This window comes from Myxococcus sp. CA056, assembly GCF_013336715.1.
Lineage (GTDB): Bacteria > Myxococcota > Myxococcia > Myxococcales > Myxococcaceae > Myxococcus > Myxococcus llanfairpwllgwyngyllgogerychwyrndrobwllllantysiliogogogochensis.
Genome location: NZ_JABUMT010000002.1, coordinates 1 through 21273, shown reverse-complemented (window position 1 = coordinate 21273; position 21273 = coordinate 1). Strand labels below are relative to the sequence as shown.

Below are 21273 nucleotides of genomic sequence, written 5' to 3'. Positions count from 1 at the left end.
CTCCCCCGCCGGGCTAGCGGGTGCGCGAGGGACGCGACTCGGAAGCCCGCGGCTCCGAGGTCACCTCGCGCGCCACGTCCACGAAGGCGCGGAACGCGGGGGACACGTGGGAGCGGCTGGGGAAGTAGAGGAAGAAGCCATCCACGTGGGCCGCATAGGACTCCAGCGCGATGCGCAGCACGCCCCGCTTCACCCGGTCCGCAATTTCCGGCTCGAAGGCATACATCAAGCCCACCCCCGACTCGGCCAGCTCCATCAACGCGTGGTGGTTCGAGGTGACCAGCGGCCCCCGCACGGGGACGCGCCAGCTCCGCGCGCCGCGCTCCAGCTCCCATTGATAGAGCGCCCCGGTGGTGCCGGAGCGGATGCAAAGACAGTCATGCGTCAGCAGGTCGCGCGGCTTCTCTGGGACACCGCGGCGCTTGAAGTATGCGGGCGAGCCCACCACCACGAAGCGGAAGCCCTCCGACAGGCGCACCTGCACCATGTCCCGCTCCAGGGACTCGGAGAAGCGGATGCCGCCATCCAGCCCCTCGGAGACGATGTCCACCATGGAGTCCTCGACGCGCAGCTCCACCTCCACGCGGGGATGGCGGGCCAGGAAGCGCGTCAGCACCGGCGCGACGACGTGGCTCACGGACACGGTCGGCACGGTGAGCTTCACCAGCCCCGTCACCTCGCCGGGCTGGGCCGCCGCCACCTTCAGCGCCGCCAGCGCCTGGTCCACCGACGGACCCGCGCTCTCCATCAGCCGACGCCCCGACTCGGTGAGCGCCACGCTGCGGGTGGTGCGAGTCAGCAACGCCACGCCCAGTCGCGCCTCGAGCTGGCGGACGGACTGGCTCAACGAGGAGGAGGAAACGCCCAGGTCCGCCGCCGCCGCCGCGAAGCTGCGCCTGCGGGCCACGGCGAGGAATGCGTTCAGCGCGTTCAGCGGGGTGAAGGCCATTGCGAAGTTTTTCTACATGACGTGTCCTGATTCCACTGGTTTCGCGAATGGGGGGCCCCGCGCATATTCCATGCGTTCGCTCACCCCCATCAAGGACCTCCCATGATTCCCGTTCTCGGATACGCCGCCCAGGACGCCAAGTCCCCGCTGGCCCCCTTCAACTTCGAGCGCCGCGAGCCCGGCCCCGACGACGTCCAGTTCGACGTCCAGTACTGCGGCATCTGCCACTCCGACCTCCACCAGGCCCGCGACGAGTGGGGCGGCTCCATCTTCCCCATGGTCCCCGGCCACGAAATCATCGGCCGCGTCACGCGCGTCGGCGCCAACGTGAAGAAGTTCAAGGTCGGCGACTCCGTCGGCGTCGGCTGCATGGTCGACACCTGCCGCACCTGCCATGCTTGCAAGCAGGGCCTCCAGCAGTACTGCGAGCGCGGGCCGACCTACACGTACAACTCGCGGGAGCGCGAAAGCCAGCAGCCCACCCAGGGCGGCTACTCCAGCGCGCTCGTCGTCGACCAGGCCTATGTCCTGCGCGTCCCGGAGAACCTGGACCCGGCCGCCGCCGCGCCGCTCCTGTGCGCGGGCATCACCACCTGGTCTCCGTTGAAGCACTGGAACGTGAAGGCCGGTCAGCGCGTGGGCGTCGTCGGCCTGGGCGGACTGGGACACATGGGCGTGAAGTTCGCTCGGGCCTTCGGCGCGCACGTCATCGTCTTCAGCCACACCGACAAGAAGAAGCAGGACGCGCTGCGCCTGGGCGCCCATGAAGTCGTCGTCTCCTCCAACGAGGCGGAGATGAAGGCGCGCGAGGGCACGCTCGACTTCGTGCTCGACACCGTCTCCGCGGCCCACGACATCAACGCGTACCTGCGCCTCTTGCGCATCGACGGCAGCCTCGTCCTCGTCGGCGTCCCGGAGAAGCCGCTGCCCGTCCAGCCCTTCGCCCTCATCGGCCAGCGCCGCAACTTCTCCGGCTCCAGCATCGGCGGCATCCAGGAAACCCAGGACATGCTCGACTTCTGCGGTGAGCACGGCGTCGTCTCCGACGTGGAGGTTATTCCCATCCAGCAGGTGAATGACGCCTACACCCGGCTTCTCAAGGGTGACGTGAAATACCGGTTTGTCATCGACATGAAGAGCCTGAAGTAAAGCCTGACGCGGCGCACAGAATTCGCACCGTCCGGAAGTTTCCGCTCTGGATGGCTTCTGGGCGCCGTGTGCTCGCTACAAGACAGACACCTGCCCGAGCGGACAGGTGCCTGCTCGGCGCTCGGTTCACATTCTCAAACCATGACTACGACACTTGAGCATGCCGGTTACAACAAGATGACGGTGCTGTATCCCGAAGAGCATGAGCTGCTGACGCCTGGTCAGTCGCTGAAGGACCCCCACGCGGCGGCCAAGCTGCGACTCCAGGCGAGCCTCTGGCTCAGCCGTGCGCAGCGCGAGCTGCATGACGCCATCTTCCTGCGAGACGGCTCCGACGAGAGCATGGACCGCTATTGCGGCGCCCGCGCGGAACTGGACTCCGCCGAGGCGTGGGCCCTGCTCGTCGCCAAGGCGCTCATCCAGCCGGACTGACGGCGCGCACGACGGCGCGCGGGACGCAATGACTCCCGCGCGCGACTTCCGCTTCAGCTCGCGGCGCCCGGAGTGCTGCTCGGGGCCGGAGTCGGGGCCGGAGCCGGACGCTCGCTGTACGGGAAGTAGTCCTTGAGCTTGAGGAAGTGCTTCTCGAAGAGGTTCCAGCTCACCAGGGCGATTCCCAGCGAGAGCGACGCGGCCACGACGTAGAAGAGCAGCTGCATGGGGAAGTCGGAGCCTCCCACTTCCTTCAGCGGCGTCTTCAACACGGTGCGCCGGAGGATGGCATCCAGCGGCGAGTGCACCAGATAGATGGCATAGCTGTACTTGCCGTACATCAGGAGCACGCGGTTGGAGAAGAAGCGGTGCAGGAGCGTGCCCGGCTTCGCGGCCACCACGCGGTACACCAGCACCGTGTAGAGGATGCCCACCGCCGTGTAGCCGCCGGTGCGCAGCACCGTCTTGAAGGCCGGGCCCACCGGCAGCACAATCACCGCCGCGACAATGGGCAATGCCAGCCATGGCGCCCAGCGCATCCACGGGAAGGCGGACAGCCCCTTGCCCTCCGGCTGTCGCAGCGCCAGCGACAACAGCGCCCCCAGCGCGAGCGAATCCACGCGGCAGAACGTCACCACGTAGGTGCTCTCCTCGCTGGCACCGTACAGCGTGAGGCCCACTCGCACCGCCACCGCCATGGCGATGGTGCCAAGACACAGGCGGATGGCGCCCTTGTAGGAGACGGCGGCGATGAGGAAGGGCCAGACGATGTAGAACTGCTCTTCAATCGCCAGCGACCACACCACGCCCAGGATGGGGTGCGTGGTGTCGATGAAGAGTTGATAGAAGTTGGAGAAGTAGAGCAGGTACCAGACGGCGCCGTCCGTGGTGATGCGCTCGTCCAGGTTCAGCCGCCCCGTCAGCGACGGCAGGACGAGGAACGAGACGGCCAGCGCCGCGTAGTACAGCGGGAAGATGCGCAGCACGCGGCGCGCATAGAAGTTGCGGAAGTAATACGTCTGCCCCTTCGCCTCCCACAGGATGCCGGTGATGAGGAAGCCGGAGAGGACGAAGAACAGGTCCACGCCCGTCCAGCCCGCACCGGCCAGCCACCAGATGGCACGCCCCGCGACGCTCTGGTCGCTCAAGTGCGTGGTGTGGAAGAAGACGACCAGCAGGACCGCGAGGCCCCGCACACCGTCGAGCACGGGCAGATGCCCATGCAGACGCGGAGCGTGCGCCGCCGGAGCCGCGTCCGGGCGGGCGTAATCGGAAGACATGGGATTCTCATACCAACAACGCCAGTTCCCCAACAAGGTTGGCTCCCGGCCCTCGGGAGAAGACCAGGCGGGCACGCGTGACACCCTCGCGAATCCAGATTCGACAGGGCCGCTGAAACTCCCGGGCGACTCGTGACACCGTGGAGCCGTGGCTCTTCTCTCCGCGGTGAAGATGGTCCTGGTGGGTGCGCCTCCATCCGACACGGATGGGGAGCGAGGCCTGCTGCGCCGGGCGCGCACGGGAGACCCCGCTGCCTTCCGCACGATTTTCGAGCGGCACTCCCCGGGCGTCTGGCGTTTCTTGAGAGACCTCCTGCGCGACGAGTCCGCCGCGGACGAGGCCACCCAGGAGACCTTCGTGCGCGCCCATGCGCGGCTGAGCGCGCTGCGCGACGAGGACCGGGTGGGCTCGTGGCTGCTGGGCATCGCCCGGCATGTCTATCTGGAGTCCCGTCGCACCCGGGGGGTCCACGTGGACGTGGCGGACGAGGAGCACGCCCACCAGGTGGAGGCGGTGCTGCCCACGCCGTCGCCGGAGGACCTCTTGTTGGACCAGGAGCTGGCGGGGCTTTTGACGGAGGCCCTGGGGATGTTGCACGCGGAGCGGCGGGCGGCGCTGCTGCTGCGCATCGACCACGGGCTTGCTTATGAGGAGATTGCCTCGGTGATGGGCTGGTCGCTGCCGAAGGTGAAGAACGAAATCCACCGCGCGCGCCTGCGCCTGCGCGAGCAACTGGCGGCGCACGTCGGAGGAGGACGCCCATGAGCACGTGCCGCGAGAGCGAGCTGGACGCGCTGCTGGCAGGAGAGCTGGCACCGGAGGACGCCGCGCGGGTGCGCGCGCACGCGGAAGGCTGCGCGGCCTGCAAACACGCGCTGGCGTGGCAGCGACTGGAGCGAGGGTGGATGGCCCAGCGCGCGCGCCGCGAGCCCGCCCGGCCCGCGCTGAGCTTCGCCGTGCTGGAGGCCCGACTCGCCCACGAGCCCCAGGCGCCCGTGCGTCACGCGCGGCGCGAGGGACAGTGGCGACACTGGGGGAAGATGGCGATGGCCGCCGCGGCGGCCGTGGCCTTCGTGGGCCTCAGCCTTCCTCGGGGCGGAACCGGCGTCGGCGGCACGACGGAGGAGCCGTGGAGCCGCGAGCTCATCGTCGCCACCGGCGTGGAGGCGTGCGAGGACGCCGCCGCCGCGCTGGAGGCTCGGGTGGGCGCGTGCCTCATCGCCTCACCCATGGTGGCCCTGCGCGGGGACTAAGCCCCGCGCGACTCACGGCGCGGGCGGGCAGCGCTGCTTCGCGAGTTCCACCGCGTCCCAGGCCTGCACCAGCCCATAGCCGAACTTCTGGTCCTTGCCGGTGTCGCCCAAATCGTGCGCGCTCTCCTCAAGCACCGCGCGCAACTGGACGTTGGTGAGCGCGGGGCACGCGCTCCACGCCAGCGCGGCGACGCCGGCCACGTGCGGGGTGGCCATGGACGTGCCCGACTGCCGCAGGTAGTCCAGGCCGGAGACGTCCACCGTCACGTCCTGCCCCGCGAGTCCCTTGAGGGTGTTGGTGGAGGCGAGCGTGACGGCCGTCGTCGGCACCCAGTACTCGGCGGGGTCGGTGAGCGTGAAGCCCCCACCACCCTCGGTGGTGTTGTTGCCGATGATGATGGCCTTGGCGCCCGCGCGGATGGCGTTGCGCGCCTTCTCCTGGAACAGGATGCCACCGCCCCGGTCCACCAACGCCACGAACCCGTCGCAGGTGGCGCCCTGACCGCACGAGGACACGCGCTCGCCCAGGCCGCAGTACACCATCTTCCCCGTGTAGACGCCGACGGCGGTGTACTCCAGCGGCTCGGAGGCGTAGCGCGTCCCCGCGGCCTGGACGTCACCGTACGGCGCGCCGCCGACGATGGTCGCGCTCAGCACACCCACGCCCGGCCCCACCAGCGACACGAAGTCGCCGTACTGCGAGAAGGGCGCCCAGGCTCTGTTGGAGTCCACCGCGCCCACGGCAATCACCGTGTCGTAGCCAGCCGGATAGGACGTCTCGTTGGTGCCTCGGTTGCCCGTGGCCGCGATGGCCAGCACGCCCGCTTCCTGCGCCTTCTCGAAGGCGAGCTTCTCCGCGTCCGAGTCGGCAATCGACCCGAGCGACAGCGAGGCGATGTTCGCGCCCTGCGACACGCACCAGTCTATCGCGGCGATGACGTTCGCCGTGTTGCCGTCACCGTTGACGTTCAGCACACGGGCGACGAGCAGCGACACGGTGGGCGCCACGCCCGCCACGCCGTTGGGCTCCTCTCCGGGGCGCACGTGCGCGCCCGCGCCGAGCTGCGCGGCGATGGTGGCCGCCGTGTGCATGCCGTGACCACCGCCCCACTGCAGCACGCCGTCCACCTTGCCCTGGTCCAGCGGTTCGTCGTCTCCGTCGAGGAAGTCCTTGCCGCCAATGTACGCGGCCGCGAGCTCCGGGTGCCGACTGTCCCAACCGCTGTCGATGATGCAGACCTTGATGTTCGTGCCCGACGGAGCGCCGACATCCAGCTCACCGTCGTTGTTGGCATCCCAGACCCTGGGCGCCTGCACGGCCTTCAAGCCGTCGGTATATTCACCAGTGGAGCCTCGCGTGTTGGGGGGCAGCGCGCCCTGCCACAGCGAAGGGGAGAGGCTCGGCATTCCGAAAGCGTGCACCGGGCGGTTGGGCTCCACCCTCAGCACGTCCGGATTGTTGGCGAGCGCCGCGCGCGCCTCGGGCGTCACGTTCGCGGCGATGGTGTTGATGCGGGGGAAGCGGTGGCTGACGTGGGCCCCCACGCGTCGCGCGTCCTCGGCGAAGGCGTCGGTGCTCGCCATGGCGCTGGCGGACACCCGGGGGCGGAAGGTGATGAGCACCGACTCCGAGCCGTCCTCCGCGTCGAGCGACGACTGTGAGCGCGTGGGAAGCGACATCTCCTCCGTGCCAGGACAAACGTCCTCGGTCTCCACGGGGGGACGCTCTGGCACCTTGGTGCACGCCACCGCCCCACCGAGCAACCCGAGCCAGACCCAACGCTTCATCGTCGTTCTCCTTGCGCATCCCGGCCAGCGGACAGGTACGTCATCAGCGCCGGCGTGGATGCATCGGCCGGGGTGAACGGGAGCACATCGCTTCCCAGTCCCCGGGCGCAAGTTAAGCACGCTGGCCGTCCGGCCGCTCGCGGGCCTGTCAGGCGATGGACGTCTCTCTCACGGAGTGAGACACGGGGGCGTGAACCGGCGAACGCTGGGCGAGCGACTTCGACCGACTCAGGACTCGGCGCTGTCGACACCGAAGATACGCAGCGCGTCGGAGGCATACGTGTCGAGTTGCCGCTGGGTCTCCGCGGCATCCCACCCCAGGCGAGGTGCGATGACCTCGGCCGCCACCTGGGCGGCACCACGGCCCAGGTCCCGCGTCTCGAAGCCGACCTTGAGTCGGCGGATCAGCAGGTCGGAGAGCGAGTGGACGAACTCGTGGGTGACACCCCAGACGGCCTCGGCGGCGCGGTACGGCAGGCCCTCGGCGAGCGGCCGGGCCAGCGAGGCGTCTTCGCGGGTGAGGTCCCACACCCGGCGCCAGCGACTGCCATAGGCGCGCACCAGGTGGGTGGCGGTAGCGGCATCGCCGATGGTCTCCCGCGCGGCGGCGAGCTCCGCGTCCATGCGGGGGATGTCTCCGCCGGGCAGCGGCAGCGTCTCGGTGGGCGACTTGCGACGAGGCTGCCCGAGCTGACGCTCCACGGCGTCCACGACATCGCGAGCCATGACGCGGTAGGTGGTGAGCTTTCCGCCGCTGATGGCGAGCACGCCGGTGGGGCTCACGTCGATGTGGTGCTCGCGGCTGGCGCTGCCCGGGTCGGCCTGCGTTCCATGGTAGCCGGTGGCGGAGAGGGGGCGAATGCCGGCCCAGGCGCTGACGACATCGGCGCGGGTGAGGTGGGCTTCGGGGAAGAAGGCGTTCGCGGACTCGAGGAGGTACGCGACATCGGTCTCACTGGCGCGCACCTCGGCCGGGTGGGCGCGCGTGGACGTCTCCGTGGTGCCGATGATGGTGAAGCCGTCGGCGGGCAGCACGAACATGACGCGGCCGTCCTTGGGGGACAGCAGCGTGAGGGCATCATGGTTGCCCAGCCGCTCGCGAGGGACGGAGATGTGGACACCCTTGCTGCCGCGCACCGCGTGCACGTTGCCGCCGGAGGCATCGAGCTTGCGAATCTCATCGCTCCACGGGCCGGTGGCGTTGACGATGGCGCGAGCGCGCACCGTGAGTTCCTGGCCCGTGAGGTGGTCCACCACCACGGCGCCTCGGGCGTGGCCATCCACGACGGTGAGACGCTGCACGGAGGCGTGATTGAGGACGACGGCGCCGGACTCGGAGGCGCCCAGGGCGTTGGCCAGGGTGAGACGAGCGTCGTCAGTGGCGGCGTCGTAGTAGCGGGCGCCGCCCTTGAGTTCGTCGGTGCGCAGGGCGGGCTCGGCGGCGTGGAGCTGCTCGCGGTTGAGTCGCTTGTAGCCCTTCACGTTCCGGAAGAGGGAGAGGGCGTCGTAGAGCATGAGGCCCGCGTTGAGCTTCCAGCGAGGCACGCGAGCGCCGGCATAGACGGGCCAGACGAAGGCGAGCGGGCGGACCAGGTGCGGTGCGAGCTTGAGCAGGCGCTGGCGCTCGATGCTGGACTCGAAGACGAGGCCCAGGTGGCCGTGCTCCAGGTAGCGCAGGCCTCCGTGGATGAGTCGGGACGAGCGACTCGAGGTGCCGCTGGCGAAGTCCTCGCGCTCGACGAGCGCCACCTTGAGGCCGCGCAGGACGGCATCGCGCGCGGTGCCGGCACCGGTGACGCCACCTCCGATGACGAGGACATCGAACTCCTCGGTGGCCAGGGACTTCAGCCGCTCGGAGCGAGGCTTCGTCGGTGGGATGGCCCCTTCGGTGGACTGCTGGCGAAGCGCCGCGGATTCAGAACGCACACGCGGATTGTAATAACGGTCCGCCCCCGGTGACACGGGAATCAATGCGGCGCGTCAAGCGGGCCACAGCACCCACATCCGCGAGGGAGGAATGGTGGACAACCTCCTGGGTGGAGTGACGCGGTGGAGGCGGAAGGCTCGTCCTGGAGGGGGGCGGGGCCGAGGGAGCCCACGGACCGTGGCGCCGACCCCGCGCGGGCGCACCTGGGACCGGAGGCCCCTGCCCTCACCCACGGGTGTTGTGAGCGCATGACGACACGCCAGACATCCGGACGACGGGCCCTGTCCGTATAGCACGCCGACATGGGTATCTCACCGCGCGTCACACACCGGGACCGCCGCACCCGGGCGAGGACAGTGAAACAGCGTCGGCCCGCACGGGTCATCGACGTCGGTCCGTCGTCGCGGGAGACAGAGACACGTTCCACGGCATCGCTGATGGCTCCAGCGTCGTCATCGGTATCGCGACAACCACGGAAGCGACCTGTCGATGCCAGCGCGTGTAGTGCTCGTTCACGCGAGCAATCCTGCATGTCATTCATTGTGCTGAATGGCGGGCATCACGTCGGTAGCTGCCTTGCGTGCATGGAGGAAGCCGGGTAGGAGGCGGCCACCGTCCTCTCCACCCGCTGACCGAGCCTTGCTGAATCCCCACGACCGACGAGACCTCGCGAGCCTGGGCCTGATGGTCCTGGTGTACGGGCTTGCCGTCGCGCCGGTGTTGCATGCGGTGGTGGGTCATGCGGGAGGACTGGGAGGGGCAGCGCATGTCCACGCCCATGGCGACAAGGCCCACTCGCACGGAGCCCGAGCCGAAGCGTCGCCCCTGTCGCCGGAGAGGCCACGGGAGACCGACGGTCATCGGCGTGAGGGTCACGGTCAGGATGGACACAAGCACCTGACAGGCTCGGTGGAGCACCTGAGCGCGGTGGCGACGACGTGGGCCATGGTCCATGTACCCGCTGTGCGCTGGGTCTCGTGGGTGACCGAAGTCGCGCGTGGGCCAGCTGTCGCGCCCGGAGCGTCGCCGCGACCGACGGCGATGCCACAAGGCCCGTAGTCCGGGGTCGGCGAATCATCCCCCGAATCCTTCGAGCGTGAGCCCGGTGCTCTCGTGCACGTCGTGCGCGAGGTGAGCACGGGGTGGTTCACGTGTTCTCGCACATTGCTTCCCGTCTCCACGACGGCGGGCTGTCACGACGATGAGCCAGCGGTGTCACGCGAGGTCCGCGTGCACGAGGGCGCGGAGCGTGGCCGTCCAGCCGTGGGTGTCTCCATGTCCGTGCGTGTCCTGGCCGTATTGTCGACCCCACTCCTGGCGTTGTGCCTGCCCTGCGTCGCCATGGCGCAGGAGTCCTCCGTGCGCACGGAGGCTCCGTCCACTGTCGAGCCCCTCCGTGTGACGAACACGGAAGCCACGCGTGAGCACGAAGCCACCCGAGACGGGGGTACGGCCGACGGCAAGCAGGAGTCCGAGGCGTCGGGCAACGCCACCTCCGCGCCAACCTTCCCCGCGGATGAGCGTGAGGCGGCCCCTAGCCCCCTCACGGCATCGCAAGACGAAGCCAGCACTCCCCCCGCGAGCCAGGACAGCGCCACCGCGGGCACACCCGAATCACAGCCAGCATCAGGCACCGTGGTGCGAGGCACCAGGACCGCGCGAAGCGCGTCGGAAGTCACCCTGGGCCGGGACATCCTCGACGCGGCACCCCGCAGCAGCGCCGTCGACCTGCTGCGCGCCATCCCGGGGCTCGTGGCCTCGCAACACAGTGGCGAGGGCAAGGCCCACCAGCTCTTCCTGCGCGGCTTCGATGCGCTGCACGGACAGGACGTGGAGCTGGATGTCGCGGGCCTGCCAGTCAACGAGGTGAGCCACATCCACGCGCTGGGCTACGCGGACCTCAACTTCGTCATCCCCGAGGTCGTCCAGTCCATCGAAGTCACCGAGGGCTCCTATCGCGCGTCACAGGGTGACTTCGCGGTCGCCGGCTCGGTGCGGATGGACCTGGGAGTGAAGGAGCAGGGCGTCCACTTCGCGGGCACGTTGGGGCAGTACCGCCAGCGTCGCCTCGTGGCCACGGTGCGCCCCGGAGACGACCCGGGAACCTTCGCCGCGGTGGAGCTCGGTGAGGGCAAGGGCTACGGCACACAGCGAGGCTACGGCCGGGCATCCCTGCTCGCGCAGGCGACGGCGCGACTCGGAGACGGGCTCACGGTACGAGCGCTCGGCGGCAGCTATGTCACGCGCTTCGACTCGCCCGGAGTGGTGCGCGAGGACGACCTGCTCACGGGCAACAGCGACTTCTTCTCCGCGTCCACGCCGCGCCAGGGAGGCACGGTGTCCCGCCACCAGTTGCTGCTCGGCGTGGACCTGCCCCGAGCAGGCAAGGGCCGCACGAAGCTGGAACTCTTCGGAATCATCTCGGACCTGCGCCTGCGCAACAACTTCACCGGCTACCGGGTGGACGACCGGGGTGACGGACTGGAGCAGACGAACGACGCCACGGTGCTCGGAGCACGAGCGGAGCACCGTCGAAGCGTGACGGCGTTCGGCCGCCCCGTGACACTGGAGCTGGGCCTGGGCGCGCGGCGAGACGGCGTGGAGCAATCGCAGCGCCGTTATCGCGAGTCGGACGGCACGTTCTTCTCCGACGAAGTGGACGCGCGCTTCACGCAGACGAACGTCTGGGGCTGGGCGGAGGGAAGGATGGCGCTCGGTCGCTGGGCGCTGCGCCTGGGCGGTCGCGCGGACGCGCTGGGCGTGGAGGTCTTCGACGCGCTCGCGTTCCGGGACCCGCGTTTCTATGACGGGCAGGGCTATTCGCGCAGTGCCTTCGGAGTGCACCTGGGCGCGAAGGCGGGCGTGGAGTACGCGCTGTCCGACGGCGCGGATGCGTGGAGGTTGTTCGCCAGCTATGGCGATGGCTTCCGTTCTCCGCAGGCGCGCAGCCTGTCCGAAGGTGAGCGGGCCCCCTTCGTCTCCGTGCACGGCGCGGAAGTGGGAGCGAGGAAGGACGGCGAGCGCTGGGCCGCGCAGCTCAGCGTCTTCGGCTCGCAGGTGGAGAACGACTTCTTCTTCGACCACACGGTGGGCACCACCGTGTACACGGGCGAGACGCTGCGCTCGGGAGTGACGGCGTCGCTCCAGGCGCGTCCTTTGCCCGGCATCGTCGCGGCGCTCAGTGGCACCGTGGCGCACGCCTACGTGACGGCGACGGACACGCTGCTGCCCTACTTCGCGCCGCTCGTCGCCAGGGCGGATATCGGCTGGGAGCGCCCGGTGGAGTGGCTCGGTGGAGAGGGCACCCTGTTCTCCATCGGCACGGGCCTGACGTTCCTCGGTCCGCGTCCCCTGCCCTTCGACGAGCGCAGCCAGGCGGTGTTCCTCGCGGACGCGGAGATGGGGCTGCGCCGGGGAGAGCTGGGCCTGCGGCTGGAGGTGAGGAACCTCCTCGACTCGCGCTGGAGGGATGGCGAGTTCGTCTACAGCTCGCGCTTCAACCCGAGCGCACCGGCCAGCCTCGTGCCGGCCAGACATTTCACCGCGGGGTCGCCTCGGATGGCCTCGCTCACCTTGGAGGTCCATCTATGAATCGCGGACGCATGCTGAAGAGCGCGGTGGCCATGGCCGCCGCGTCATCCCTGTCGTTCGGCTGTGGCAGCGAGGCGGAGCGCCGCGCGTTTCCCGTGGAGGTGACGGCCGCGACGCTGTCACAGGAGCCCAACGAGCGAGGGTGGCGAATCGTCCTCGACTCCGCGCACGTCTCCGTGGGTCCGGTGCGCTTCTTCGAGGGCCGCGTGTTGCTGTCGAGCCGCGCCACACCGCGCTTCGACTGGTACTCGCTCATCGGCGGGACGGCGCACGCGCATCCGGGCCACTACGTGCCGGGCGACGCGCTGGGCGAACTGCTGGAGACGCACACGGTGGACCTGCTCGGGGGTGTCAGCGTCATGGGCACGGCGAGCGCGGTGACGGGCGAGTACGGCTCGTTGGAGCTGACGCTCGCGACGCCCACGGACGCGCAGGGCGCCCTGAAGGGCCACGCGGTGCGAGTGGTCGGCACGGCGACGAACCCGGATGGAGGCCAGGTGCGTTTCGATGTGGACGCGGACCTGCCCAAGCCGGTGGCCGGAGTGCGCTTCGAGAAGTCCCTCGGGACGGAGATGGGCCGGGTGCGCATCTCCGTGGACCTGAGGAAGTGGATGGACCGCATCGACTTCGCCACCGCGACCGACCCGGACGCGGATGGCGTCTACACCTTCCCCGCCGACAGTCAGGCGCGAAATGCGCTGCTGCGGGGCGTGGAAGACACAACCGCCTACGTGGTGACGTGGGAAGAAGGAGCCGTGCAATGAAGAACTGGATGCTGGGGTTGTCGTGCCTGGGACTCGTCGCGTGCAGCGATGGCACGGGCAACGTGACGTTCACCACCTACGGCGAGGACTACATCGAGAAGGAGATTCCCGCCGCGGTGGGCGAGGAGGCGGGCTTCGTCGACGGCTGGACGGTGCGCTTCTCGAAGTTCGTCGTGGTGCTGAGCGAGGTGAAGGTGAAGACGCAGGACGACGTGGCCGCGCAGCAGACGCAGGCCCGCGTGTTCGACGTGCACAAGCCGGGACCGGTGGTGGTGGAGTCCTTCAAGGACCTGGACGCGCGCGAGTGGGACGACATCAGCTACGCGATTGCCCCGGTGGCGAGCGCCGTGGCCGGCAACGCGGACGCGCAGGACGTGGAGCGGATGAAGACGGAGGGGCTCAGCCTGCTCGTGGTGGGCACGGCGACGAAGGGCGGCGTGACGAAGCAGTTCGACTGGGGATTCAAGACGAACACGCTCTACGAGCGCTGCGAGAGCCCGGAGCTGGGCGCGGGCGTGACGGTGCCCAAGGATGGCGAGGAGACGGTGCAGCTCACCATCCACGGCGACCACCTCTTCTTCGATGACCTCCAGTCGCCGGACGCGAAGATGCGCTTCGACGCGATGGCGGCGGCGGACAGGCTGGGCATCGCGGGTCCGGACGGTGTGGTGACGCTGGAGGAGCTGGCGACGGTGGACCTCACGGAGCTGCCGGCGGAGCAGTACGGCACGGGTGGCGCGGGCAACGTGCGCAACCTGCGCGACTTCGTCACGGCCCTGGTTCGCACCGCGGGCCACTTCCGTGGCGAGGGCGAGTGCTCGCCCAAGGCACGCTGAAGCAAGGCCACCGGGACACAGTGGCCCCCGTCGTTCCATCTCCGGTTCGCTGGTCCGGCCGGAGATGGGACGACTGATGCAATCAGTGATTGTTCTTCGACGGGTCGGGGCGTCCATTGCCGCCAGGCGTGCCGCCCGGAGTCGTGGACGGGGGGCTCTTGCTGCCCCCGTGGTTCGGGTTCATCTGGTTGGAGCGGTTGTCCTGCGCGGACTTCTGCGACGGGTTGTTGGGATTCTTCGTATCGGAGCGCTGGTCATTCGCGCTCGGCGTCTTGCCACTTCCCTTGTTGCCCATGGACGAGTCCTCCGGAGTCCCGAGCAGACAGTTGCTCGAGAGGGCCGCACCGTAGAGAGGGGCTCGCGAAGGGACACTCGAACGGCGGGCTCGCCACGCTGTCATGAAGCGTACGTCCGCGCGGTGGGTCCCCGGCGTTGCGGGCCTCCGTTCGTACGTGCGGGGATGGCGATGCGCGCCTGAGTGCCTACCTCCCTCCCACGGAGGTGATGGGCGTGAGAACGATGACCTATGAGCGCAGCGGCCGGACGAACACGGCGGCCCAGGCACTGAGGGTGGAAGGACTCAAGCACCTGTGGGTCCTGGAGCAGGGAGAGGTGATATCGGAGCGAGACCTCACTCCGCACGAGGCGCGAAGCCTGGCACCTCTTCTGGAGGAGGCGACTCGGCAGCCGGCGCCCGCGGTGCTCGTTCCCCAAGCGGGAGGGCCGGATGGCCTCGCGGTGACGCTCGCCTTCGAGGACGAAGAGTCACCCCGGGTCCGCCTGGCCACGGAGCGACTGCCCGCGCACGGAGCGGGGCCGCACTACGACGCCCTGCTCGGGGAGCTGGATGCGCTGCTGACGCGGGAGCTGCACGCCAGGGCGCCGCGACACGCGCACGCGGTGCTACCGCACCAGCTTCGTCAGGAAGAGTAGCCGAGGCCCGAGCACCGCCACTTCTCACGCGGAGGCGTCGACGGTGACGGCGCTCTCCAGGGGCAGCCGGACGATGAAGGTCGAGCCGGCGTTGGGTCGGCTCTCCACGCGAATGTCGCCGTGGAGGGCCTCGACAATCTGCCGGACAATCCAGAGGCCCAGGCCGAAGCCGCTGTAGTGGCGTTGGGACACGGCGCGCTCGAAGCGGTGGAAGATGCGCGACTGGTCCTCGAGCGCGATGCCGATGCCCTGGTCCTTCACGCTCAGCCGCGCGAAGTCTCCTTCCCGGGTGACGTGGACTTCCACGGGCCGTTGCGCGCCGTACTTGAAGGCATTGGAGAGCAGGTTGGTGATGACCTGCTCCACGCGCACCCGGTCCCAGGAGCCGACCAGGGGCTCGGCCACGACGAGTCGCACCGAGCACCGCGCGCCCGCCGCATCCTCCTGGACGCGGGAGACCAGGTCCTGCGTGAGCGAGGACAGGTCCACCGGCTCGCGATGCAGGTCGAGTCGCCCCGCGCGGATGCGGGACACATCGAGCAACGTCGCGACGAGCTGATGCAGTTGAGCCACGGAGCGCAGCGTGGCGTCGACCCGACGGTGCACGAGCGAGACGGTGCCCTCGGCATCCACGGCGGGTGCCGCGCGAAGGAGGAACTGGAGCTGGAGCTGGACGGAGGTGATGGGTGTGCGCAGCTCGTGACTGGCGATGGAGAGGAACTCGTCACGGGCCTGGACGGCCTCGCGCAGGTCCCGAGCCAGGTCCTCCGCCGCGCGCCGAGCCACCACCAGCCCCGTGACTTCCACGGCCACGGCCATGACGCCCTGAATGACGCCGCGAGCATCGCGCCACGGTTGCCAGGTGAAGTCATGGAACCGCTGCTGTCGGGAGAGCGAGGGGGTGACGTAGGGCGAGGCGGACGCCAGGGGCACTTCGCGACCGGAGAAGGGCCTCCCTTCGCGATAGACCTCATCGAGGAGGCGCAGCATGCCCGGGTCCAGCGAGGGCTGGACGTCACGCAGCGGCTTGCCGATGGCGGCGCCATCGACATCCAGCAGGGCGCGAGCCTGGGGATTCAGCAGCGCGCAGACATGGTCGGGGCCATGGAAGACGGCGATGGCGGTGGGGGCCTGGAGGAAGAGCGACTCCATGCGCTCGCGTTGAGCCTGGGCTTCGCCCAACGCGGCATGCTCGCGCGCGAGCAACTGCGAGCGTTCGAGTTCGAGCTGCCGACGCGAGGTCGCATCGCGGAACATCCACACCGCGCCGAGGTCCTCACCGTCGCGCCCCTTGAGCGGTGCGATGCACTCCTCGATGGGGAGTTCTCCGCCATCACGTCGCTTCAAGGCGCGCGGCCACTGGGACCACGACGCGGGCGTCGTCGGGTGGCGTATGGGGAACGAGCCGGATTCAGGTCGGGAGCGCAGCACCTTCGTCAGGGGGGCTCCGACAGCTTCTTCTTCTGGACACTGGAGCAGCTGCGCGGCGGCAGGATTGAGGTAGCGCACGATGCCATTCGCATCCGTGGCCAGGACCGCGTCGCCAAGGCTCCGCAGCAGGCGAGCCTCCAGCACCTCGTGCGACGGAGCGGGCGCGCGTTCAAGCGAGGAAGACCCGATGGCGCCAAGCCCCATGGAGCGCCGGCCCGCCAGGAGGCCAACGAGTCCCCCCACGGCGAGGAACAGGGCGATCTCCAAGGCGACGGTGGCGACAGGGCTCGGGGAGGCGCTGGAGGCCACGGCGAACGAGCCCAACAGCGTCGCCAGCCAGGCGGGGCCCGCGCCACCGACGAGCGCCGCGACGAGGACCGCTGCGATGGAGCAGAGGACACCCAGGGACGCGGGAAGAGGCCCCAGCACCCACGGCAACGCCCAGGCGGAACCCGCGCAGAGCACGGCCACCCCGTGCCGAGCCCACACGGCGCGCGCGAGGGCGGCCAATCTGAAATGGAGAGCGTGCGCACGCATCGGACGGCGTCTCGCTTCCTGGACAAAGGCTTCACACACCGGATGACAGGAGCGCAGGGAGACTCTCGAGGCGACAGCCCGTCGGCGCGGATCTTCACCTGGACTCGCGGTGAAAGGCAAACACGGGAGAAGGAGGGGCGCGTGGTCCAGGTGACATGTGACAAAGCATGAACAATAAGCAGACGAGCGGGCAGCGGTGAGTGAAGGCACGAGCAGGAGGGAGGGTGTGGTTGCCGAGCGCCTTGCGTTCTGTGAAGAGAGAGACATGACGCGTGTGCAGTTCTCCGTGCACCGCACGGTGGGAGAGGCGCGGTTGCTGGCGGGAACGCTGGAAGCCGAGGGAATGTCCGTGGAGGTGCGCGGCGAAGCCCTCGTTCCGCTGAGCGGGGAGATTCCGAGCGGGGAGACGTGGGTGGAGCTCTGGCTCCTGCCCGGCGACGTGGAGCAGGCGCGGGAAGTGGTGGCGGAGCTGAAGAAGGACGAAGAGGAAGCGTCGCGCACGGTGGAGTGCCCGGGCTGTCGGGAGGAGAACCCCGGCAACTTCGAGTTGTGCTGGAGCTGCGGGGTGGAGCTGCCCCGAGGGCTGCGGACCCGACTTCGCGCGGTGTGAGCGGCGACGCCTGCTCGGGGAGACGGGAAGTGCGAAGGACGGAAGCAGGGCAACAGGAGCCGCTGGACGCGCCTTCATCGCGCGCCGACGCGGCTGTCACCCACCCGGGGCGCCGACGAGGCCTGCGCGGCATGGTGATTGTGTGTGGAGTGGCGGTGCTGCTTCACCTCATCCCGCTCCTGTTGCCGAGGAACATGCCCGAGCAGGAGCTGGCCATCGCCCGGGTGACGCAGGGCGTGGAGGCGCGGGTGAAGCTGCTGCTTCCGCTGCGAGCGCATCCGAAGGCGACCGCCGCCGAGCTGCGGGAGGCCGCGGAGTTGCTGCTCGAAGGCGCGCCCGCCGAGGCCCGTGAGCTGGCCCAGGAGGCGGAGCGGCGGGAGCCGGCGGCCGTGGAGACACAGCTGCTCCTCGCGCGCATCTGCGACATGGAGCGGATGGAGCGCTGTGTGCGCGCCTCACTGGAGCGAGCGGTCCAGGTGGCACCTGGTGACGCGCGACCGGACATCCTTCGAGCGGAGCTGAAGGAGAAGAGTGGAGACGTGGTGGGAGCCAGCGAGGCGATGAAGGCCGCGTTTGGAAAGGCGCCCGCGGATCCGCTCATCGGCTTGCGGTATGTGCGACTGCTGCGCGCGGCCGAGCAGCCTTCAGAGGCCCTGTCCGTGCTCGCGGCGCTTCAAGGGAAGGTGCCCCGGGCGCGGTTGCTGGTGGAGCAAGGGCTGGTGCTGAGCGCGGACGGGAAGGACGCGGAGGCGGTGGCGGTGTTCCGAAAGGCGACGCAGGAAGACCCCCGGCTCTCGCTCGCGCAGTTCGAGCTGGGGCTGGCGTTGTTCCGCGTGGGGGAGCTGGATGCCGCGCAGGACGCGTTGAGGCAAGCGGACCGACTGGACCTGGGAAGCCCCAAGTCACTCGCGGCACTCTGTGCGCTTCAGCTCCAGGCGAGGCTCATTGAGGACGCGCGACTGACGCGAATGGACCTGGAGCGACGCTTCTCGGGGCGGATGGAGCTGATTCGACAGTCGTGCAGCATTCCCTGAGCCGAGACTCCGGCCGTGTTCACCGAGGCTCGATTCCTCGAATCTGGCGAAGCATCCGGGCGGAGGCCTTGACCTCCGGGTCCACGGCGCCATCGACGCGTTCGGTGCGCACAACGGCCTGGAGGTAGGCGAGCGCCTCGTCGTCGCGCTGTTGCTGGAAGAGGAACTCTCCGAGCGCGAAGCGGGCCTGTGTCAGCAGGATGAGGTCGTCCGCGGCGACGGAGGCATCGATGGCATCGCTGAGCGCGGACTCGGCCAGCTCGGGTTGTCCTCGAGCGAGGAGCTCGCGAGCCCTCTGCAGGTGTTCCTGGACGTTCATGGCGAGACGGGAGCGTGGGACGAGGGGGGACGACGAGGGCTTCTCCGGGGTAAGGGTAGGCCCCATGGACGAGAAGCGCATCGCCGAGCTGGAGATTCGCTACATGCAGCAGCAGGAGACGCTGCAGGAACTGAGCGACGTGCTCTATCAGCAGCAGCGAGTCATCGAAGCGCTGCGAGTGGAGCTGGACATGCTGAAGAAGAAGCTGGAGGCGGAGCCCGGGCTGGTGGATGCCCGGCAGCACGAGCGTCCGCCCCACTACTGAGGGGTCAGAACTTGTAGCCCAGGCGCAGACCGATGACGGGGTCGGGTTCCAGGTAGCCCACCTCGACGCCGATGCTGGCCGCCTTGCCCTGGAGGCCGAAGCCGAAGGCCGCATGGGCTCGGAGCGCGTCTCCTCGGCCCATGACGATCCAAGGGCCCACGAGCCCCTCTACGTAGACCTTGGCGCTGGTGATGTTGGCGCGAATGACGAGGTCCAGGGGGATGCCCACGTCATTGCCATCCGTGATGAGTGCCGCGCCGAAGCGGGCTCCGACGGAGATTGGTCCGGTGATTCGGCCTTCCACGCCGAGCAGGAAGCTGAAGGCCGCGCTCTGATCAATCCAATAGTCGGCTCCGAGCCCAAGGCGAACCGTGGCGGCTTCCGAGCTCATGGGCGTGACGAAGAATCCGGCCGCGAGCAGAACACCGAGCGAGGGACGAAGCAGCTTCATGCGGGAGGCTCCTCTGCGTGAAGGGGGCCACCACTCAAGCAAGCCACGTGGGGCGAGGCCAGCCACACGAGGCGTTCCCTCCTCTGTTCCGTCTCTTTTTCCGCCGCGTGCACCAACGACAGCGGAACACCGACAGCCTCAACGGACCTGAGCCGGTCCTCGCAGGAAGCACGGGCTCGTTTCGCGCAATGAGGGACTGGGGAGGGGGAAGCACGAGCCTCGTCTTGCCGCCCGAGGCGAGCACGAGCCTCGTCTCGCTGCCCGAGGCGAGCATGGGGAGGGGGAAACACGAGCCTCGTCTTGCCGCCCGAGGCGAGCCTGGGGAGAGGAAGCACGAGCCTCGTCTCCGCTGCCCGAGACGGGCCCGGGGAGACGAAGCACGAGCCTCGTCTCGCTCGAGGAGGGACTTGGGAGCGGCGAGTTCGAGCCGGCGGTGAGAGCAGCGGCATGAAACAAGGCGCGCCGTTAGAGGCTTCGCATGAAAGCCATTCGCTATCACGAGGTAGGGGGGCCGGAAGTGCTACGCCTGGACGAAGTACCGGAGCCGACTCCAGGTCCGGGCGAGGTCCGCATCCGGGTGAAGGCCGCGGGGGTGAACTTCGCGGACACGGAGCGGCGTCGCGGCCTGTATGACGCGACCTCGCCGTTGCCCAGAATCCTTGGAAGCGAAGCCGCCGGCATCGTGGACGGGGTGGGGCCAGGGGTCGATGCGAAGTGGGTCGGTCGCCGGGTGGTGGCCCTCGCGCCGCGCAGCTACGCGGAGTTCGCGACGACCGCCGAAGAGGAACTGCTCGAGCTTCCTGAGCACGTTTCGTTCGAGGAGGCCGCCGGGCTGCTGGTCCAGGGGCTCACGGCCTGGCACCTGATACACACGTCGGCGCAGCTTCAGCAGGGCCAGCGAGTGTTGATTCACGCGGCGGCGGGAGGAGTTGGACTCCTGGCCATCCAGCTCGCGAAACAAGCAGGTGCGACAGTGCTCGGAACGGTCTCGAGCGAGGAGAAGGCAAAGCTCGCGCGCGAGTCCGGAGCCGATGATGTTTTTGTCTACGGAGGGACCGCCTCAGTCGCTGAGTGGGTGCGCACCGTCACGCAAGGAGCTGGAGTGGAGGTGGTGCTGGACTCCGTGGGTGCCAGCACGTGGGCAAGCAGCCTGGAGTCGCTGGCGGCCTTCGGGCACCTGGTGGCGTACGGGAGCGCGAGCGGGCCCCCGGCGGCGGTGGAGGTGGAGACGCTGTACGCGAAGTCGCTGAAAGTCAGCGCGTACTGGCTGCGCACACCGCACCCGGCGGCGCTGCAGCGGCGAGCGCGCGAGGCGCTGGGAAGCGCGCTGGCGGGAGGGCAGCTGCGCGTGAAGCTGGGGTTGGTGGTGGGGCTGGAGGAAGCCGCGCAAGCCCACCAGCGACTGGAGTCGCGCGCGACGGTGGGCAAGGTGGTGCTGCGAGTGCCCTGAAACCGCGCGTGCCGTCAGGCCTCGGGGGTGGCCTCGGGCCGCAAGCCCGCGGGCGCCCTGGCGGCCGAAGCGGGCACGGGGCCCCTCGCGGCGTCGGAAACTCCAGACGCACAAAAGCGAAAAGCCCCCGTCACACGAGGCGACGGGGGCTTCTCTCAAAAAGAATCCGGCAGCGACCTACTCTCCCACGCGGTTTCCCGCGGAGTACCATCGGCTCTGGAGGGCTTAACTTCCGTGTTCGGGATGGGAACGGGTGTGACCCCTCCGACATAG

The 21273-nt window shown here is 69.1% G+C and carries 20 protein-coding genes and 1 rRNA gene; 12 read left to right on the top strand and 9 right to left on the bottom strand.

Features of this window, described 5'->3' with window-relative positions; genetic code table 11:
* Positions 1 to 13 precede the first annotated feature (13 nt).
* Positions 14 to 949 (bottom strand): LysR substrate-binding domain-containing protein, encoded by a 936-nt coding sequence (locus HUA76_RS07830; protein ID WP_174458152.1) that lies wholly within the window; start codon positions 947 to 949, stop codon positions 14 to 16.
* Between the two features lie 102 nt (positions 950 to 1051).
* Here HUA76_RS07830 and HUA76_RS07825 point away from each other — a divergent pair, with 102 nt between their 5' ends.
* Positions 1052 to 2098, top strand: a complete 1047-nt coding sequence (locus HUA76_RS07825; RefSeq protein WP_174460480.1) for an NAD(P)-dependent alcohol dehydrogenase — start codon at positions 1052 to 1054, stop codon at positions 2096 to 2098.
* Positions 2099 to 2239: 141 nt separating this feature from the next.
* The gene (locus HUA76_RS07820) at positions 2240 to 2530 is read left to right on the top strand and encodes a FruA-associating protein, FapA (RefSeq protein WP_174458150.1); all 291 of its coding nucleotides are present in this window, start codon (positions 2240 to 2242) and stop codon (positions 2528 to 2530) included.
* 53 nt (positions 2531 to 2583) lie between these two features.
* Here HUA76_RS07820 and HUA76_RS07815 read toward each other — a convergent pair whose 3' ends face one another.
* A complete protein-coding gene (locus HUA76_RS07815; protein WP_174460479.1) occupies positions 2584 to 3810 on the bottom strand; it encodes an acyltransferase in 1227 nt (408 codons plus the stop codon).
* Positions 3811 to 3958: 148 nt separating this feature from the next.
* Here HUA76_RS07815 and HUA76_RS07810 point away from each other — a divergent pair, with 148 nt between their 5' ends.
* Complete coding sequence (locus HUA76_RS07810; RefSeq protein WP_174458148.1) at positions 3959 to 4576, top strand: RNA polymerase sigma factor; 618 nt, start codon at positions 3959 to 3961, stop codon at positions 4574 to 4576.
* Positions 4573 to 5064, top strand: a complete 492-nt coding sequence (locus HUA76_RS07805; RefSeq protein WP_174458147.1) for an anti-sigma factor — start codon at positions 4573 to 4575, stop codon at positions 5062 to 5064. The genes HUA76_RS07810 and HUA76_RS07805 overlap by 4 nt, the downstream gene beginning before the upstream one ends.
* Before the next feature lie 12 nt (positions 5065 to 5076).
* On the opposite strand, the gene HUA76_RS07800 is transcribed toward HUA76_RS07805, so the two are convergent.
* Both HUA76_RS07800 and glpD read right to left on the bottom strand, forming a co-directional pair.
* Entirely contained in the window at positions 5077 to 6852 is a 1776-nt protein-coding gene (locus tag HUA76_RS07800) for a S8 family serine peptidase (RefSeq protein ID WP_174460478.1), read from the bottom strand.
* Positions 6853 to 7080: 228 nt separating this feature from the next.
* Positions 7081 to 8778 carry a glycerol-3-phosphate dehydrogenase gene (gene glpD / locus HUA76_RS07795; protein ID WP_174460477.1) on the bottom strand — a complete coding sequence of 566 codons (1698 nt, stop codon included), beginning with the start codon at positions 8776 to 8778 and terminating at the stop codon, positions 7081 to 7083.
* A 1276-nt stretch (positions 8779 to 10054) separates the two neighbouring features.
* Here glpD and HUA76_RS07790 point away from each other — a divergent pair.
* From HUA76_RS07790 to HUA76_RS07780, 3 genes are read left to right on the top strand one after another with little or no spacing between them, the layout of a single operon-like run.
* On the top strand, positions 10055 to 12370 hold the full coding sequence (locus HUA76_RS07790; protein ID WP_217439565.1) for a TonB-dependent receptor domain-containing protein: 2316 nt from the start codon (positions 10055 to 10057) through the stop codon (positions 12368 to 12370).
* Positions 12367 to 13134 (top strand): hypothetical protein, encoded by a 768-nt coding sequence (locus HUA76_RS07785; protein ID WP_174458144.1) that lies wholly within the window; start codon positions 12367 to 12369, stop codon positions 13132 to 13134. The genes HUA76_RS07790 and HUA76_RS07785 overlap by 4 nt, the downstream gene beginning before the upstream one ends.
* Positions 13131 to 13970 carry a hypothetical protein gene (locus HUA76_RS07780; RefSeq protein WP_141642768.1) on the top strand — a complete coding sequence of 280 codons (840 nt, stop codon included), beginning with the start codon at positions 13131 to 13133 and terminating at the stop codon, positions 13968 to 13970. Before HUA76_RS07785 ends, HUA76_RS07780 begins: the two co-directional genes overlap by 4 nt.
* Positions 13971 to 14052: 82 nt before the next feature.
* Here the strand turns inward: HUA76_RS07780 and HUA76_RS07775 are convergent, their stop codons facing one another.
* Positions 14053 to 14265 carry a hypothetical protein gene (locus HUA76_RS07775; RefSeq protein WP_174458143.1) on the bottom strand — a complete coding sequence of 71 codons (213 nt, stop codon included), beginning with the start codon at positions 14263 to 14265 and terminating at the stop codon, positions 14053 to 14055.
* 215 nt (positions 14266 to 14480) lie between these two features.
* Here HUA76_RS07775 and HUA76_RS07770 point away from each other — a divergent pair, with 215 nt between their 5' ends.
* The gene (locus HUA76_RS07770) at positions 14481 to 14903 is read left to right on the top strand and encodes a hypothetical protein (RefSeq protein WP_141642766.1); all 423 of its coding nucleotides are present in this window, start codon (positions 14481 to 14483) and stop codon (positions 14901 to 14903) included.
* A gap of 24 nt (positions 14904 to 14927) precedes the next feature.
* Here HUA76_RS07770 and HUA76_RS07765 read toward each other — a convergent pair whose 3' ends face one another.
* Positions 14928 to 16844 (bottom strand): ATP-binding protein, encoded by a 1917-nt coding sequence (locus HUA76_RS07765; RefSeq protein ID WP_174460476.1) that lies wholly within the window; start codon positions 16842 to 16844, stop codon positions 14928 to 14930.
* A 292-nt stretch (positions 16845 to 17136) separates the two neighbouring features.
* Between HUA76_RS07765 and HUA76_RS07760 the strand changes: the two genes are divergently transcribed.
* Together HUA76_RS07760 and HUA76_RS07755 are read left to right on the top strand one after the other, a co-directional pair.
* A complete protein-coding gene (locus tag HUA76_RS07760; RefSeq protein WP_141642764.1) occupies positions 17137 to 17481 on the top strand; it encodes a DUF2007 domain-containing protein in 345 nt (114 codons plus the stop codon).
* 29 nt (positions 17482 to 17510) lie between these two features.
* Positions 17511 to 18515 carry a hypothetical protein gene (locus HUA76_RS07755; protein WP_371823446.1) on the top strand — a complete coding sequence of 335 codons (1005 nt, stop codon included), beginning with the start codon at positions 17511 to 17513 and terminating at the stop codon, positions 18513 to 18515.
* A gap of 19 nt (positions 18516 to 18534) precedes the next feature.
* Here HUA76_RS07755 and HUA76_RS07750 read toward each other — a convergent pair whose 3' ends face one another.
* Positions 18535 to 18834, bottom strand: a complete 300-nt coding sequence (locus tag HUA76_RS07750; RefSeq protein ID WP_141642763.1) for a hypothetical protein — start codon at positions 18832 to 18834, stop codon at positions 18535 to 18537.
* Positions 18835 to 18898: 64 nt separating this feature from the next.
* On the opposite strand from HUA76_RS07750, the gene HUA76_RS07745 reads away from it, so the two are divergent.
* Entirely contained in the window at positions 18899 to 19099 is a 201-nt protein-coding gene (locus tag HUA76_RS07745; RefSeq protein ID WP_174458140.1) for a SlyX family protein, read from the top strand.
* A 4-nt stretch (positions 19100 to 19103) separates the two neighbouring features.
* Here HUA76_RS07745 and HUA76_RS07740 read toward each other — a convergent pair whose 3' ends face one another.
* A complete protein-coding gene (locus HUA76_RS07740) occupies positions 19104 to 19550 on the bottom strand; it encodes a hypothetical protein (protein WP_141642761.1) in 447 nt (148 codons plus the stop codon).
* A gap of 478 nt (positions 19551 to 20028) precedes the next feature.
* Here HUA76_RS07740 and HUA76_RS07735 point away from each other — a divergent pair, with 478 nt between their 5' ends.
* On the top strand, positions 20029 to 21000 hold the full coding sequence (locus tag HUA76_RS07735; protein WP_174460475.1) for a quinone oxidoreductase: 972 nt from the start codon (positions 20029 to 20031) through the stop codon (positions 20998 to 21000).
* Between the two features lie 164 nt (positions 21001 to 21164).
* Here the strand turns inward: HUA76_RS07735 and rrf are convergent.
* Positions 21165 to 21273, bottom strand: a 5S ribosomal RNA gene (gene rrf, locus HUA76_RS07730); the annotation flags it as partial.